At 41.7% G+C, this 15,957-nt stretch carries 15 protein-coding genes; all 15 read left to right on the top strand.

What is annotated here, in order from left to right:
• Positions 1-3 precede the first annotated feature (3 nt).
• The 15 genes from addA to ACWJAF_RS04310 all read left to right on the top strand — a co-directional run bounded on the left by addA (position 4) and on the right by ACWJAF_RS04310 (position 15,678).
• Complete coding sequence (gene addA / locus ACWJAF_RS04380; protein WP_448862458.1) at positions 4-3,681, top strand: helicase-exonuclease AddAB subunit AddA; 3,678 nt, start codon at positions 4-6, stop codon at positions 3,679-3,681.
• A gap of 209 nt (positions 3,682-3,890) precedes the next feature.
• On the top strand, positions 3,891-4,214 hold the full coding sequence (locus ACWJAF_RS04375) for a PadR family transcriptional regulator (protein WP_296031130.1): 324 nt from the start codon (positions 3,891-3,893) through the stop codon (positions 4,212-4,214).
• Entirely contained in the window at positions 4,211-4,963 is a 753-nt protein-coding gene (locus ACWJAF_RS04370) for a DUF1700 domain-containing protein (protein WP_448862456.1), read from the top strand. The genes ACWJAF_RS04375 and ACWJAF_RS04370 overlap by 4 nt, the downstream gene beginning before the upstream one ends.
• A gap of 3 nt (positions 4,964-4,966) precedes the next feature.
• Positions 4,967-5,980, top strand: a complete 1,014-nt coding sequence (locus tag ACWJAF_RS04365) for a DUF4097 family beta strand repeat-containing protein (RefSeq protein WP_448862454.1) — start codon at positions 4,967-4,969, stop codon at positions 5,978-5,980.
• 69 nt (positions 5,981-6,049) lie between these two features.
• Positions 6,050-6,247, top strand: coding sequence for a PspC domain-containing protein (locus ACWJAF_RS04360; protein WP_296031141.1), 198 nt, complete (start codon positions 6,050-6,052; stop codon positions 6,245-6,247).
• A gap of 138 nt (positions 6,248-6,385) precedes the next feature.
• Positions 6,386-6,604, top strand: coding sequence for a small, acid-soluble spore protein, alpha/beta type (locus ACWJAF_RS04355; RefSeq protein WP_296031143.1), 219 nt, complete (start codon positions 6,386-6,388; stop codon positions 6,602-6,604).
• Between the two features lie 161 nt (positions 6,605-6,765).
• Positions 6,766-7,452, top strand: coding sequence for a WecB/TagA/CpsF family glycosyltransferase (locus tag ACWJAF_RS04350; RefSeq protein ID WP_448862452.1), 687 nt, complete (start codon positions 6,766-6,768; stop codon positions 7,450-7,452).
• 213 nt (positions 7,453-7,665) lie between these two features.
• Positions 7,666-8,754, top strand: coding sequence for a PucR family transcriptional regulator (locus ACWJAF_RS04345; protein ID WP_296031149.1), 1,089 nt, complete (start codon positions 7,666-7,668; stop codon positions 8,752-8,754).
• A 17-nt stretch (positions 8,755-8,771) separates the two neighbouring features.
• Positions 8,772-9,458 carry a cell division ATP-binding protein FtsE gene (gene ftsE / locus ACWJAF_RS04340; RefSeq protein WP_296031153.1) on the top strand — a complete coding sequence of 229 codons (687 nt, stop codon included), beginning with the start codon at positions 8,772-8,774 and terminating at the stop codon, positions 9,456-9,458.
• Positions 9,448-10,356 (top strand): permease-like cell division protein FtsX, encoded by a 909-nt coding sequence (gene ftsX, locus ACWJAF_RS04335; RefSeq protein ID WP_448862450.1) that lies wholly within the window; start codon positions 9,448-9,450, stop codon positions 10,354-10,356. The genes ftsE and ftsX overlap by 11 nt, the downstream gene beginning before the upstream one ends.
• Before the next feature lie 27 nt (positions 10,357-10,383).
• On the top strand, positions 10,384-11,583 hold the full coding sequence (locus tag ACWJAF_RS04330) for a murein hydrolase activator EnvC family protein (RefSeq protein ID WP_448862448.1): 1,200 nt from the start codon (positions 10,384-10,386) through the stop codon (positions 11,581-11,583).
• Between the two features lie 23 nt (positions 11,584-11,606).
• Positions 11,607-12,776 carry a S41 family peptidase gene (locus ACWJAF_RS04325; protein ID WP_448862446.1) on the top strand — a complete coding sequence of 390 codons (1,170 nt, stop codon included), beginning with the start codon at positions 11,607-11,609 and terminating at the stop codon, positions 12,774-12,776.
• Positions 12,777-12,935: 159 nt separating this feature from the next.
• Positions 12,936-13,862 (top strand): orotidine-5'-phosphate decarboxylase, encoded by a 927-nt coding sequence (pyrF, locus tag ACWJAF_RS04320; protein ID WP_296031161.1) that lies wholly within the window; start codon positions 12,936-12,938, stop codon positions 13,860-13,862.
• Between the two features lie 131 nt (positions 13,863-13,993).
• A complete protein-coding gene (locus tag ACWJAF_RS04315; protein ID WP_448862444.1) occupies positions 13,994-14,776 on the top strand; it encodes a dihydroorotate dehydrogenase electron transfer subunit in 783 nt (260 codons plus the stop codon).
• Positions 14,776-15,678 (top strand): dihydroorotate dehydrogenase, encoded by a 903-nt coding sequence (locus ACWJAF_RS04310; protein WP_296031165.1) that lies wholly within the window; start codon positions 14,776-14,778, stop codon positions 15,676-15,678. The genes ACWJAF_RS04315 and ACWJAF_RS04310 overlap by 1 nt, the downstream gene beginning before the upstream one ends.
• Positions 15,679-15,957 lie beyond the last annotated feature (279 nt).

Genomic DNA, 15,957 nt, shown 5'->3' with positions numbered 1-15,957 from the left:
AAGATGGGAGTAACGTGGACGCAGGAACAGCAAAAAGTCATAGACTTAAGAAACCGGAATATCCTGGTATCGGCAGCGGCAGGTTCCGGAAAAACAGCAGTACTGGTAGAACGTATTATTACGATGCTTACCAAAGATGAGCCTCCGGTGGATGTGGACCGACTTCTGATCGTTACATTTACAGAAGCGGCAGCGGCAGAGATGAAAGAAAGAATCCGGCTTGCGATCGAGAAAAAATTAATGGAATATCCCGACAATGAACATTTGAAGCAGCAGGCAACCCTGATTCATAATGCGCAGATTACAACGATACACAGTTTTTGTCTGTCGGTAATCCGTGACCATTTTCATGCGATTGATATTGACCCCGGATTCCGGATAGGAGAAGAGGGAGAGCTGAAGCTTTTAAGACACGATGTCTTAGAAGAAGTCCTGGAAGAAAAATATCAGGAAGGAAGCAAAAGATTTCTGGATTTTGCATCGGGATACAGTACAGGGCGTAATGATAAAAAGATTGAAGATCTGATCTTGAAGATATATGAATTCTCGAGAAGTTATCCAGATAGTGAAGCGTGGCTTGATTCTTGCGTGAAAGCGTATGAAATCGAAGATCTGGAGGCATTCGAAGAAAGTAATGTCATCAAAAAGATCCTGCAGGATGTACAGAAGAATCTGGAAGACGCAAAAGCACTGGTAGAATTCGCAATGCAGACAGCGTTAAGTATAGATGGACCGGCGGCATATGAGGCTGCACTGGAAAAAGATCTGATCGTTATAGAGGATCTACAAAGCGCACGCACATACAGACAGCAGTCAGAAGCATTTGCAAATGTAAAATGGGCCAGACTTCCGGTGAATAAGGATAAGACGGTATCCGAAGAGAAGATAACACAGGTTAAAAAGCTAAGAGAAATGGTGAAAGGCGTGGTAAAGAATATTGCGGCGCAGTATTTTTACGAGACGCCGGAAGCAATGATAGAAGATATGAATCTGTGTGCGCCGGCCATGGAGGAACTGGCAGATCTGGTTCGTTTATTTGGAAGCCGGTTCGAAGAAAAGAAGCGTTCGCAGAATATGATTGATTTTTCCGATATGGAGCAATATGCACTCCGGATACTGACACAGAAGACGGAGGAAGGATTTGTTCCGTCTCCAGTGGCTTTGGAATATCAAAAGCAATATCAGGAGATCATGATTGATGAATATCAGGACAGTAACCTGATACAGGAAGCAATCCTGACCAGTGTGTCAACGTGCAGAAGCGGAAGATATAATATCTTCATGGTAGGAGATGTAAAACAGAGCATCTATCGTTTCCGTTTGTCTAAGCCGGAACTGTTTCTGGAAAAGTTTTACACATATAATATAGAAGAAAGTCAGACCCAGAGGATCGATCTTCATAAGAACTTCCGGAGCAGAAAAGAAGTATTGGAAAGTGTGAATGCGATATTCGGACGGATTATGACAGAGAAGCTTGGCGGAATTGTCTATGATGATCAGGCTGCGCTGTATCCGGGAGCGGAATACCCGGAGAATGAGAACCTGAATACAGAAATTTATCTGATCGACAGCGATCTGGACCGTGTAAAAGAACGTTATCAGTTGGAAGAAAATGAAAACAACGCAGAAGAACTGTCGAAAATCGCGTCAGAAAAAGAACTGGAAGCAAGAGCAATTGCGATGCGTATCAGGGAGCTTTTAAGAACACAGAAGGTTACAGATAAGGCTACCGGCGAGCTGAGAAATGCGAAGTATTCCGATATCGTAATACTGACAAGAAGTGTAAAGGGATTTGCTGATGTATTTACAGAAGTGCTCAACCGGGAAGGAATCCCTACGTATGCTGGAACGAGTGAAGGATATTTTCGAACGCAGGAGATAGGAGTGCTGCTGGATTATCTGCGTACACTGGATAACCGGAGACAGGATATTCCGCTTACGGCAGTGCTTACGTCGCCGTTTTGTGGATTGGATGCAGAAGAGTTAGCAAAGATAAAATGTTTCTATCCGGAACTGCCGTTTTATGAAGCAGTTGTCAGATACCGGGAAGATGACGAAGAAAGAAAAAATGAAAAAGATGAAGTGATCCGTACGAAGATCAGTGCGTGTCTGGAGCAGATGGATGCATTCCGGAGAATCGTTCCATTTACACCGATGCATGAGCTGCTGTGGAAGATTTTGGAAGATACAGGGTATGGGGATTATGTAGCGGCCATGCCGGGAGGACAGCAGAGAAAAGCCAACCTGGAGATGTTGATCGAAAAGGCAAGAGCATATGAATCGACGAGCTATAAAGGACTGTTTCATTTTGTAAGATATATTGAACAGCTGCAAAAATATGATGTGGATTACGGAGAAGCTAGTATCGAAGACGAACATGCAGATACGGTAAGAGTTATGACGATCCATAAAAGTAAAGGACTGGAATTTCCGATCGTAATTGTTGCCGGTATGGGAAAACGCTTTAATATGCAGGATGCAAGAAGTGCAGTAGCACTGCATGCCGGTATGGGAGTAGGACTGGATGCGGTTGACCTGGGACTTCGGACAAAGAGTCCAAGCATCGTTAAAAAAGTGATTCAAAAAGAAGAAGTGTTAGAAAGCCTTGGGGAAGAACTACGCGTACTCTACGTAGCACTGACGCGTGCGAAGGAAAAACTGATCATTACCGGTACGCTTCCAAGACCGGAAGAAAAGTTAGAAGAAAGCCGGATGCTTCAAAGAAGTAATCAGAAGGAATTGTCATTTGGCGAGTTAAGCCACGCCGGAACCTATTGGGACTGGATCCTGCCGGCGGTACTTGGCTGTGGGGAGGATGTACCGTTAGAGGTAAATATCCTGCATTTTGAAGATATTGTAAAAGAAGGACTGAAAGAAGAGACAAAGGGAGTGATATCGAGATCACTTCTGGAAAAATGGGACACAGACAGAGTCTATGAGCCTGAAATGCATACGGTTATGGAAGAACAGTTCGGATTCCATTATCCATATGAAAAGAGCAGTACAAGAAAGCTAAAATTTACAGTTACAGAATTGAAAAAGCGTGCGCATGAGATCGCAATGGATCATAGTCTGGAGGAAGAAGCACAGGAAGAATTACTTTATGAAGAGCCGGAAGTGACACCGTTGATACCAACTTTTATGCAAAAAGAAGAAGGACTGACCGGAGCACCAAGAGGAACCGCATACCATAGAATCATGGAGCTTCTTGCATTTGAAGGACCGGAACCCGACAGCATAGAAGCGGTTGCAGAGTGGATTGACGGGATGGCTGCCAGTGGAAAGATAGAAAAAGAGGCAGCTGAATGTGTGAAAGCATACGATATCTTCCGGTTCCTGGAGACGTCATCCGGAAAGCGGATGAAAAAGGCCGCCAAGAGCCAGAAACTCTGGAAAGAGCAGCCGTTTGTATTAGGGATAGATGCGAAAGAGCTTTATCCGGAAGAAGAGGATGGAGAACTTATACTGGTACAGGGAATTATCGATGCATATTTTGAAGAAGAGGACGGACTGGTTGTGTTGGATTATAAGACGGACCGGGTGAGAAAGGCAGAAGAATTGGTGGAAAAATATCAGGAACAGCTGCGGTATTATGCAAAAGCACTGGAGCAGATGACTGGGAAAAAAGTGAAAGAAAAGATTATCTATGCATTTTCACTTGGAAAAGAAATACGTATATAGAAAGAAAAGAATGTGAGAAAAAGAATGACGCAAAAAGGAAATGTGTCATTCTTTTTTTTGATGCCAAAGCATGCAAGAGAAGCTGCCAGTGGCAAGTTCTCTGTATAGCAAAATATAATATATGTTGACATACTATATTATACGACGTATAATATGTGTAAAGAAATAATATTGTGATGCAAATTATAAAATAACAAGGAAGTGAGCATATGGTTTTTAATACAGGAGCAGCGCTTCTGGATGCAATCGTCCTGGCTGTTGTGTCGCGGAAAGAGGAAGGAACATACGGATATAAGATCACACAGGATGTCAGAAAAGCAATCGATGTGTCAGAATCTACGTTATATCCGGTCCTTAGAAGATTGCAAAAAGGGGAATATCTGGAAGTATATGACCGGCAGTTCGATGGAAGAAACCGCAGATACTATAAAGTGACAGAAAGCGGCAAAGAACAGCTTGCGATGTACCAGACTGAATGGAAGAATTATTCGAAAAAAATCAGCGCATTATTTGAGGGAGGGAGTTTGGAATGAACAGAATAGAATTTATGGCTGAGTTGTCGAGACTCCTGGAAGGAATTCCGGAAGAAGACAGACTGGATGCACTGAACTATTATAATGATTATTTTGACGATGCGGGCAGTGAAAATGAGCAGAACGTAATAGAAGAACTGGAAAGCCCGGAAAAGGTCGCTATGAAGATCAAAGCCGAAAGAGGGGATATAGAGGTTGTAAATATTAAGAGCACAGAGGCCGGGGAAGAGGAAGAGGCCGGATCTGGATATCAATATTATCAGGAATCAAAAGAAGAAACCGGATACAGAGAAAAGAATGTATATTATGATAACGGAACCTATACATATGATAATGATAATCCGGAAGAATCAGAAGCAGATAAGCCGTGGACCAGTAAACCATTAAAATATCTTCTGATCGCAGCAATTATTCTGGTAGGATGTCCGGTTATCGTTCCGCTGGCAGCAGCTTTGGTGGTAACAGTACTGGCACTTGTGGTAGCAGCATTTGCAGTATTTGCGTGTATTGTGATCGCATTTGCGGCAGTGATTCTGGTAGGAGTTGTGCTTTTGTGTTCCGGAATTGGAAGTCTTATAAGTTCTGGTGCAGCAGGACTTGGGATCATGGGAATTGGACTGATTGTAATACCGATAGGGCTGATTGGAACAATTGCAGGCATAAGACTATGTACGATCGTATTCCCGGGGATGATAAGAGGAATCGTATGTGTATGCAGAAAACCATTTCACAGAAGAACGGAGGTATAGCTTATGAAGAAAAGATGGAAAATATTCTGGATTGTATGTGGAGTAATGTTCCTGACCGGTGTGATATGTTGTGTGGCAGCTAACAGAGTGTTTGGGGTAACATTGACAGATATTGCAGCAGAATTTCCGCATGGAATTGTGATTGGATCAGACACAGATGAGGATGACTGGGATGATGATGATGGTGATTGGGATGACGATGATGATTGGGATGACGACGATGATGATTGGGATGACGATGATGACGAGGATGACTGGGATGACGATTGGGATGACGACGATGATAAGGATCATGCGGCAAAGATAGAGAATAATAAGAATAAAGCTGCTACGAATACAAAAGAAAGTGGGAAAGAACGCATGCTCAATGGAAATGGCAAAGCAGTTTATCAGCAGATTACATCAATCAAAGGAAAAATCTATGCAGGAAGGGTGTACTTTAAAACTGCAGCAACAGATGAGATTACAGTTGAGAGTAAGGATACACATGAAAAACTTGGATTTCAGGCTTATGAAGAGGACGGAGTCCTGTATCTGAAGACGAATAAAAAGGTGAAAAATAAAAATGATATAGGAAAAGGTTCAATCACAGTGACATTACCGGAGAAACAGACATTTGACAAGATTGATCTGACACTGAAAGCTGGAGAATTAAATGCGGATGAATTCAGCGCAGATGATCTTGAAGTAAAAAATGGAGCCGGAAAGGTATTTGTTAAGGATTTTACAGCGAAAAAAGCAGAATTTGAAAGTGGAGCCGGATCATTGTCTGGAACGGGTGATGTATCAGAAAAGATGGATATAGATTGCGGTGTCGGTGAGATAGATCTGAAACTTAAAGGCAGCCAGAATGATTATAATTACGATCTGGAATGTGGAATCGGAGAGATACAGTGTGGCGACAATAGATACAGCGGTTTTGGAAGAGAAGTACATGTAGATAATCAGGCTTCGAAAGAGATGAAGATTGACTGCGGCATAGGACAGATTACGATCAGTTATGCGACAGAAATGTAAGGGACTTTTGAAAAAAGCCGGATTTGAAATATAAAAAAAGAGTCTAAGAAAGAGCAGGAGGATATGAAGATGGAGAATAAGAGATTATACCGTTCAAGAAAAGACAGAATGATCTGTGGAGTATGTGGAGGGATTGCAAAATATTTTAATATTGACCCAACATTAGTCAGACTGGCATTTGTACTGATTGCGTTGTGGGCAGGATCAGGAATCTTTGCATATATTATTGCTGCAATTATTATTCCAGATGATCCAAATGAAGTGTAAGAGATTACAGTATCCGGGAATTGCGCAGCAATATAGCAATCTGTGGACAGCAGTAGGAACATAAAATAAAATCAAAATAACAGTATAGTTTGCAAAAAGCGGGCCATAATAAGAAAAAAACGAAAGGAAGTTCTTATTATGGCCCGAAAAGCAAAAGCACCTGTCCGGTTTGACGATCTTGCACCGGAGGATAAGCTGAAATATGAAATAGCTGACGAACTGGGACTCCTGGACCGTGTTATGCAGGATGGATGGAAATCCCTGACTTCAAAAGAAACAGGAAGGATCGGAGGTCTGATCACCAAAAAGAAACGGCAGGATCAAAAAAATGACAAAAATATTACGAATGTTAATTAGTATGAAGATTATGTAATAAATGTTGAAAAGGGAATATCCATTTGCTATAATCGAAAAACTGGAAAAGATTTGTGTGCCTGTTTGAAATGCGTAATATGGTCAGAGCCGTGTTGCCATTTGCGCCATGTACAAACCGCAGACAAGAATTAGCAGGTGAGGATATGAACGAGAAGATTAATGTTTTAGATGTGAATATAGACAGCTGTACAGCTAAAGAGGCCATGAAAGAAACCATTGCTTTTCTGGAGTCGGATCCTGTAAGTGTTGTAGAGATTGTAACCGTGGATGGTCTGATGCAGATGAATGATCTGCCGGAACTAAAAGAGCAGATGAATGAATTCAATCTGGTGCTGGCTGGCGAAAAGCAGATATTAGAAGCTGCGGATACCAGGAGTGTATCCAGAGTAAAAGAGATAGATCTTAAGCTCTTTTTTAAGATGTTTATGCGATATCTGCATAAGAATCATAAAAGGATCTATCTGTTGGTGGAATCCGAAGAAGAAGGGCAGGAAGCATTCCGCTACATGCAGAAGTATTACAGCGGGATCCAGCTGATCGGACTGGCGAAGGTGTCGGCAGAGGCAAGGGCTGATGATATGCTTGTCAATGCGATCAACGGAAGTGAGGTAGACTGTGTATTATCGGCATTATCCGTTCCTCTTCAGGAAGATTTTATTGCAAAGAACCGGAATCTTCTGGATGCCAGGGTATGGATCGGCGGAGGAAAAAGGATGTTTTCGGATCAGAAAAACGGTCTGGGAAGAGGACGTATTGCGCACTATCTTCTGAATCATTTTTTTAAAAAAGAACTGGAAAAACGAAAAAAAGAAGAAAAGTTCGAATCGTAAGAAAAATATAAGAAAATTGTTTCGTTATTATGTCCATGGTATAAATGTGAATAAATTGTGAAAAAACCGAGGAAATCACCAAAAAAGTGTGATTTCCTCTTTATTTTTTTGGTCATATATATTAAGATAAGATTTAGCAGTATACATTTTAGAGTTTTAATGGAAAGATTTGTTGTGAAAAATGTATATTGAAAAGAGTGGAGGAGATGGAATATGATATCTAATCAAATACTTCAAAACACAATTGAAGGATTGAAAGGGATTACACGAATTGACTTTTGCGTGATGGACACAGATGGTAAATCTCTTGCAAGCACATTTTCAGAACAGGAGAACTATGTAGAGGAGGTTATCTCCTTTGTTGAATCCCCGGCAGACAGTCAGGTTGTGCAGGGATATCAGTTTTTTAAGATTTTTGATGAGCATCAGCTGGAATATATCCTTCTTGCAAACGGAGGAAGCGATGATGTATACATGGTAGGCAAGATTGCAGCCTTCCAGATTCAGAATCTTCTGGTCGCATATAAAGAAAGATTTGACAAGGATAACTTTATTAAAAACCTGTTGTTGGATAACCTGTTGCTGGTAGATATTTACAATCGTGCCAAGAAATTACATATTGACACAGAAGTAAGACGTGTTATCTTTATTATCGAGACAAAGCATGAAAAAGATACGAATGCGTTAGACAACGTGCGCAATCTTCTGGGCAACCGTACCAGAGACTTTGTGACAGCCGTTGATGAAAAGAATATTATCGTAGTAAAAGAGCTTGAGCCGAATGACGGACATGCAGAGCTTGAAAAAATTGCAGGGAACATGTACAACCTGTTGAAAGATGACGGGGAAGAAGATGTTCTGATCGCATATGGAACTGTAGTAAATGATATCAAAGAAGTATCAAAGTCATACAAAGAGGCAAAGCTTGCGCTTGATGTAGGTAAGATCTTCTTCAGTGAGCGCAGCGTGATCGCATACAGTGCTTTGGGAATTGGCCGTCTGATCTATCAGCTCCCGATTCCGCTTTGTAAGATGTTCATACGTGAGATTTTTGAGGGGAAATCGCCGGATGATTTTGATGAGGAGACATTGACAACGATCAATAAATTCTTTGAGAATAATCTGAACGTATCAGAGACATCCAGACAATTGTATATACACCGTAATACACTGGTGTACAGACTGGACAAGCTTCAAAAGAGCACCGGTCTGGATCTTCGTGTGTTCGAAGATGCCATTACTTTTAAAATCGCACTCATGGTTGTGAAATATATGAAGTATATGGAGTCATTGGAGTATTAATAATTCAGGAGGAAACTATGATCGAACTAAGAGAAGTAACGAAAGAGTACTCAAAAGGGGTTGCAGCCCTGAATGGTGTCAATCTTAAGATTGAACAGGGCGAGTTTGTGTTTATCGTAGGAGACAGCGGTTCTGGTAAGTCTACTTTGATCAAACTTATTATGAAGGAGCTGGAGCCTACATCTGGAACGATTATTGTAAATGGCAATAACTTAAGCCGTCTGAGACATCGTAAAATACCGATGTACAGAAGAAATATCGGCGTAGTGTTCCAGGATTTCCGTCTTTTAAAAGATCGTAATATTTATGAAAATATTGCGTTCGCTCAGAGAGTTACAGAGACACCTGCAAGAATCATTAAGAAAAAAGTACCGGCTGCATTATCACTGGTTGGTCTTGCTCAGAAGTATAAGGCGTTCCCAAAGGAACTGTCAGGTGGAGAGCAGCAGAGAGTTGCGATCGCAAGAGCGATTGTCAATGAGCCTGCAATTCTGCTGGCAGATGAGCCGACTGGTAACCTGGATCCGACAAACTCATGGGAAATCATGAAGCTGTTGGAAGAGGCGAACGAAAGAGGAACTACGGTTCTTGTCGTTACACATAACCAGGAAATCGTAAATGAGATGCAGAAGCGGGTTGTTACAATGAAAAAGGGTGTCATTGTAAGCGACGAGAAAAAAGGTGGGTATAAGAATGAGAATTAGTACATTAGGATATTCGATGAAGCAAGGCGTTAAGAACATCCGCAGAAACAAGATGTTCTCGATTGCGTCTATTGCAACAATGGCAGCGTGTATCTTCTTGTTCGGATTGTTCTATTCCATTGTAGTCAACTTTAACTACATAGTTGAGAAAGCAGAGGAAGGTGTGGCAATCACCGTATTCTTCAACGAAGATGCGACTCAGGAGCAAAAAGATGCAATTGGCAAGGAACTTAAGAAAAAAGATGGCGTTTTAAAAGTCAACTATGTAAGTGCGGATGAAGCATGGAACAAATTCAAAGATCAGTATTTTGGAGAATCTGCTGATCTTGCAGAAGGATTCAAAAGCGATAACCCGCTTGCAAATTCGGATAACTATGAGGTATATCTGTCAGATGTATCAAAACAGAAATCTATCGTATCTTATGCAAAATCATTAGAAGGTGTGCGTAAGGTTAATAAATCAGATGTAGTAGCAAAGACACTTACCAGTGTGAACAAGCTGGTTGGATATGTATCAGTTGCAATTATTGCAATTCTGTTAGCAGTATCCGTGTTCCTGATCAGCAATACCGTTACTATGGGTATCACCGTACGACGGGAAGAAATTGCGATTATGAAATATATCGGAGCGAAGGACGGATTCGTCCGTGCGCCATTCGTAATCGAAGGTCTGATCATCGGAGCAGTGGGAGCGGTTATTCCGTTGGTATTATTGTACTTTATGTATGATAAGGCAATTACATATATTATGGCAAAATTCAGTCTTCTGAATAATATCGTAGACTTCCTGCCGGTTGCAACCGTATACAGAACATTACTTCCAATCGGAATTATTCTCGGTGTTGGAATTGGTTTCTTAGGAAGTACTGTCACGATCCGCAAACATCTTAAGGTGTAATGGTTCTATCCGGGAAAGGGGCAGTATATGATTAACAGAAAGAAGATGGTAAGTCTTCTGCTTGTCCTGACACTTTGTTCGGGGATGGTTGTGAATGGCTATGCATCCGAGATTGATGACACCAAGAAAAAAGCAGAAGAACTGGAAAATAAGAAAAAGACTGCAGAAAATGAAAAAGCATCTCTGGCAGAACAGTTAAAACAGCTGACGCAGGAGATGGAAAATACAAAGAAGAAGATTACAGAAAAAGAAGACGAAATTACAACCAAGGAAGAAGAGCTGGTTCAGGCAAAGATTGATGAAGACGATCAGTATAATAGTATGAAAAAAAGAATCCGCTACATGTATGAAAATGGTAATACCGGATTCGTAGAGATTCTCTGTTCGTCAAAGTCCATCGGCGAGTTTCTGAATAATGCAGAGTATATCAGCACGATATCGGGATACGACAGAGACATGCTGGTAGAATTCCAGAAAGTAGTAAAGAATGTAGAGGCACAGGAAGCATCTCTGAAAAAGGAATATGACAAACTGCAGACGATGCAGGATGATTTAATTACAAAGCAGGATAATGTAAGCCAGCTTGTACAGAATAAGCAAAGCGAGATTCAGTCTCTGGACAGTGAGCTTGGTGATACAAAGAACAAACTGGCACAGCTTCAGGCTGCAGCAGCAGAAGCAGAAAGAAGGCAAAAAGAAGCTGCTGCAGCAGCGGAAGCGGCAAAACAGGCGGCAGCACGGCAGGCAGCAGCTCAGGCTGCAGCTGCAAAGAAAAGCAGCAGTAGTTCTTCAAGTTCAGGAAGTTCTTCGGGTTCTGCAGGATCTTCGGTAGTGTCTGGTAATGGAACATTTGCACATCCTTGTCCTAGTGGGTATATATCCAGTGGTTTCGGATATAGAACACAGCCAATCGCAGGTGCAAGCACGAACCATAAGGGAATTGATTTTGCAGCAGCTACCGGAACACCGATTTATGCAGCAGCATCCGGAACGGTAGTTTCAGCAGGGTATGCAGGTAATGCAGGAAACCTTCTGGTAATCAATCATGGCGGTGGTCTGGCAACGTATTATATGCATTGCAGTAAGATCTATGTCAGTGCCGGACAGAGTGTTACAAAAGGACAGAATGTGGCAGCAGTAGGAACAACAGGTAATTCAACAGGACCACATTTACATTTCCAGGTAATGTTAAATGGAACACCGGTGAATCCGGCGAATTATCTGTAACAGGTAAGAGGCAGAAAAATAGAATGAAAAACAGAAAAAGTTTTTTGAAAGGGGCGCTTTGCGGCGCCCTTGCTATGTTATTAGTGGCAGGACTTGTGTCCTGTGGATTGCGTATAGGAAGCGGAGATATTACCGCAAAGACAAGTGAGAAGCTGTCAGAACTTCAGAATCTGATTGACAAACATTACATGGGTGATGTGAAAGAAAAGGATCTGGAAGATGGCATATACAAAGGATATATCAGCGGATTAAATGATCCGTATTCGGTATATTATAATAAAAAAGAGACAAAAGCACTGTATGAATCAACCGGCGGGGAATACGACGGAGTCGGGGCAGTTATGTCCCAGAGCTATGATACCGGAGTGATCACAATCACACAGGTATACAAAGATTCTCCGGCAGAAAAAGCTGGATTAAAGGACAATGATATCCTTTATAAGGTAAATGGAAAAGAAGTTACCGGAAAGGATCTCAGCAAGGTTGTAAGTAAGATAAAAGGGAAAAAAGGTACAACAGTCAAGCTTACAGTATTGCGAGGGGAAAATGCAGATGAAGTAACTGTCACGGCAACGAGAGATACCGTACAGGCACAGACGATAGAGTATAAGATGCTGGACGATCAGATTGGTTATATTGATGTGTCGGAGTTCGATACCGTTACCTATGACCAGTATAAGAGTGCACTGGAAGACCTGGAAAATCAGGGGATGACAGGACTGGTGGTAGATCTTCGTAATAATCCGGGAGGTTCGCTTAAGACAGTATGTGATATGCTGGATCTGATGCTTCCAGAAGGATTGATCGTTTATACTGAAGATAAAGACGGCAAGAAGACAGAGATGAAATCAGATGATGAGCATCAGTTTACCAAGCCGATGGCAGTGCTTGTTAATGGCAACAGTGCCAGTGCATCTGAAATTTACGCAGGCGCGATCCAGGATTACGGTATCGGAAAGATTGTCGGAACACAGACCTATGGAAAAGGTGTGGTGCAGCAGATATTTGATCTGGATGACGGAACTGCTGTAAAACTTACAATCGCAAAATATTTTACCCCAAAGGGAAGAAGTATCAACGGAAAAGGCATTACACCGGATACAAAGATTGAGTATGAGCAGGATGAAAATAATCCGGACACCGATAACCAGCTTGATAAATCGGTAGAAGAAGTAAAGGCACAGATGAAATAGAGACAGAAGAATAAAAGATGACCGTCAGGCAATGACAATCATACGGATAAAATGAATTGTAAAGGGAATGCAGTTTTGCATTCCCTTTTACTATGCCTTATGGTAAAATAAAAACAATGTAAAAAATTAGTTTAACCAGTAAGGTAGGAGGAAGAAACATTGATTAATCAGTTAGTAGCCAACATAAAAAAGACAGGAGCACCAATCGTAGTAGGATTAGATCCGATGTTGAATTATATTCCGGAGCACATTCAGAAAAAAGCATTTGCAGAATATGGTGAGACATTGGAAGGTGCAGCAGAAGCAATCTGGCAGTTTAACAAAGAGATCGTAGACAAGACATATGATCTGATCCCGGCTGTAAAACCACAGATCGCAATGTATGAGCAGTTTGGCCTTCCGGGACTTGCAGCATTTAAAAAGACAGTAGATTACTGCAAGGAAAAAGGACTGGTAGTAATTGGAGATATCAAACGTGGAGACATAGGCTCAACTTCCGCAGCATATGCCGTAGGACATATCGGAAAAGTAAAAGTCGGAAGCAAGACATACGCACCATTTGATGAAGATTTTGTAACGGTTAACCCATATCTTGGTTCTGACGGAGTGAATCCGTTTCTGGATGTATGTAAGGAAGAAAAGAAAGGTATCTTCGTACTGGTAAAGACATCTAACCCATCCAGCGGTGAATTCCAGGATCAGAAGATTGACGGACGTCCACTGTATGAGCTCGTAGGAGAAAAAGTAGCTGCATGGGGCGAAGAAGTCATGGGTGATGAGTACAGTTATGTAGGTGCTGTTGTCGGAGCTACATATCCAGAGATGGGTAAAGTATTAAGAAAAGTAATGCCAAAGGCATATATCCTGGTTCCAGGTTACGGTGCACAGGGTGGAAAAGGAAAAGATTTGGTACATTTCTTCAATGAAGACGGACTTGGAGCAATCGTTAACTCTTCCAGAGGAATCATCGCAGCATATAAGCAGGAGCAGTATGCAAAATTCGGAGCAGAGAACTTTGGAGATGCATCAAGAGCAGCCGTTGAGACAATGATCGCAGATATTAAAGGAGCTCTCGAGAACAGATAGAGAAAACAAAGGAAGATATCATGCTATGAGCATGTATCTGTTCTGGACCAGAGAAAAAAAGATGAAAAGGTTACTGTTTACACAGTGTGTGAACAGTAACAGCAAGAATAAAGTCAGGAGAAAAAAGGAACATGGAGAGAAAGAAAGAGCAGGCAAAAGTCCTGTCACAGGAGATGCTTGCAGATGGAATCTACAGTCTGTGGATCGAAACAGAAGCAGCACTTGAGGCAAAGCCGGGACAGTTCGTATCTGTATATACAAAAGACGCAAGTAAATTACTTCCGCGTCCGATCAGTATCTGTGAAATTGATAAAGATGCAAAGAAATTAAGACTTGTATACAGAGTAACAGGAGAAAAGACCGGAACAAAACAGTTTTCAGAGCTGAAAGCCGGTGATACCGTTCCGGTGATCGGACCACTGGGAAATGGATTTCCGTATGAGAAGGCAGAAGGAAAGAAAGTATTTCTGATGGGCGGAGGAATCGGAGTACCTCCGATCCTGGAGCTTGCAAAACAGATGAAATGTGAAGAAAAGCAGATCGTAGTAGGCTACAGAGATGCACATACATTCCTGAAGGAAGAGTTTGAACAGAACGGAAAACTCTATATCTCTACAGAAGACGGAAGCGTCGGAACGAAGGGAAATGTCATGAATGCAATCCAGGAAAATGCACTGGATGCAGACATGATCTATGCCTGTGGACCGACACCGATGCTTCGTGCAATCAAAGCATATGCAGAGGAGAAGAAAATCGAGTGCTATATCTCACTGGAAGAGAGAATGGCATGTGGAATCGGAGCCTGTCTGGCGTGTGTGTGCAAGACAAAAGAAAAAGATGCACACAGCAATGTGCATAACAAGCGCATCTGCAAGGATGGTCCGGTATTCTTATCTACGGAGGTGGAATTATAATGGATATGAAAGTAAATATCGCCGGTGTAGAATGGAAGAATCCGGTAACGGTTGCATCCGGAACATTTGGTTCAGGGGAAGAGTTCAGTGATTTTGTAGATTTGAACCGTCTTGGAGCAGTGACTACAAAAGGAGTTGCTAATGTACCATGGGCAGGTAATCCGACACCTCGTGTGGCAGAAGTATATGGCGGAATGATGAATGCCATCGGACTTCAGAATCCGGGAATCGATCTCTTTTGTAAAAGAGATATCCCATTTCTTAAAAAATATGACACAAAGATTATCGTAAATGTCTGCGGTCATGCGCCGGAAGAATATCTTGCAGTAGTAGAAAGACTGGCAGATGAACCGATTGATATGATGGAGATCAACATCTCATGTCCGAATGTCAATGCGGGATTCCTTGCATTTGGACAGGATGCGAAGCATGTAGAAGAGCTGACTGCGCAGATTAAGAAAATCGCAAAACAGCCGATTATCATGAAATTGACACCGAACGTAACAGATATTACAGAGATTGCAAAAGCAGCAGAAGCAGGTGGAGCAGATGCATTGTCACTGATTAATACTCTGACAGGTATGAAGATTGATATTAACCGTAAGACATTTGCCGTAGCAAATAAAACCGGTGGTGTATCGGGACCGGCCGTTCATCCAATTGCTGTCCGCATGGTATACCAGACTGCACAGGCGGTTAACATTCCGATCATCGGAATGGGCGGTATCGCGACACCGGAAGATGCAATCGAGATGATCCTTGCAGGAGCATCCGCAGTATCTGTCGGAACAGCAAACTTTTATAATCCGAATGCAACCATCGAGATCATCGACGGAATCGAAGCCTATATGAAGAAGAACGGATTCGACTCTGTGAAGGATATGGTTGGTATCGTGAAATAAAAATAATCAAAGTATAAAAAATAAACAAACGAATATATTAATAATAAAAATGCATCAACATGGAAGAAAATTCGCCCATATTGATGCATTTTTCTATTCAAAGCAATAGAATATGACTATTGGCAGGACAGAGAGCTGATCAGTAATCAGACTTTGAAGCCGGACAAAACTCTTTTTTATGCATTTGCCAGATACACTCTGGTTCAAGTGTACAAAATAAAATACATATTTTAATGACCATTCGTCAGTTTTGTGTGTAGATTTTGTGAAACCTTTTTG

The sequence above is a fragment of the Dorea sp. genome, from assembly GCF_977044405.1.
The sequence above is the reverse complement of the archived record's forward strand: the minus strand, read 5'-3'. Positions and strand labels throughout refer to the sequence as shown.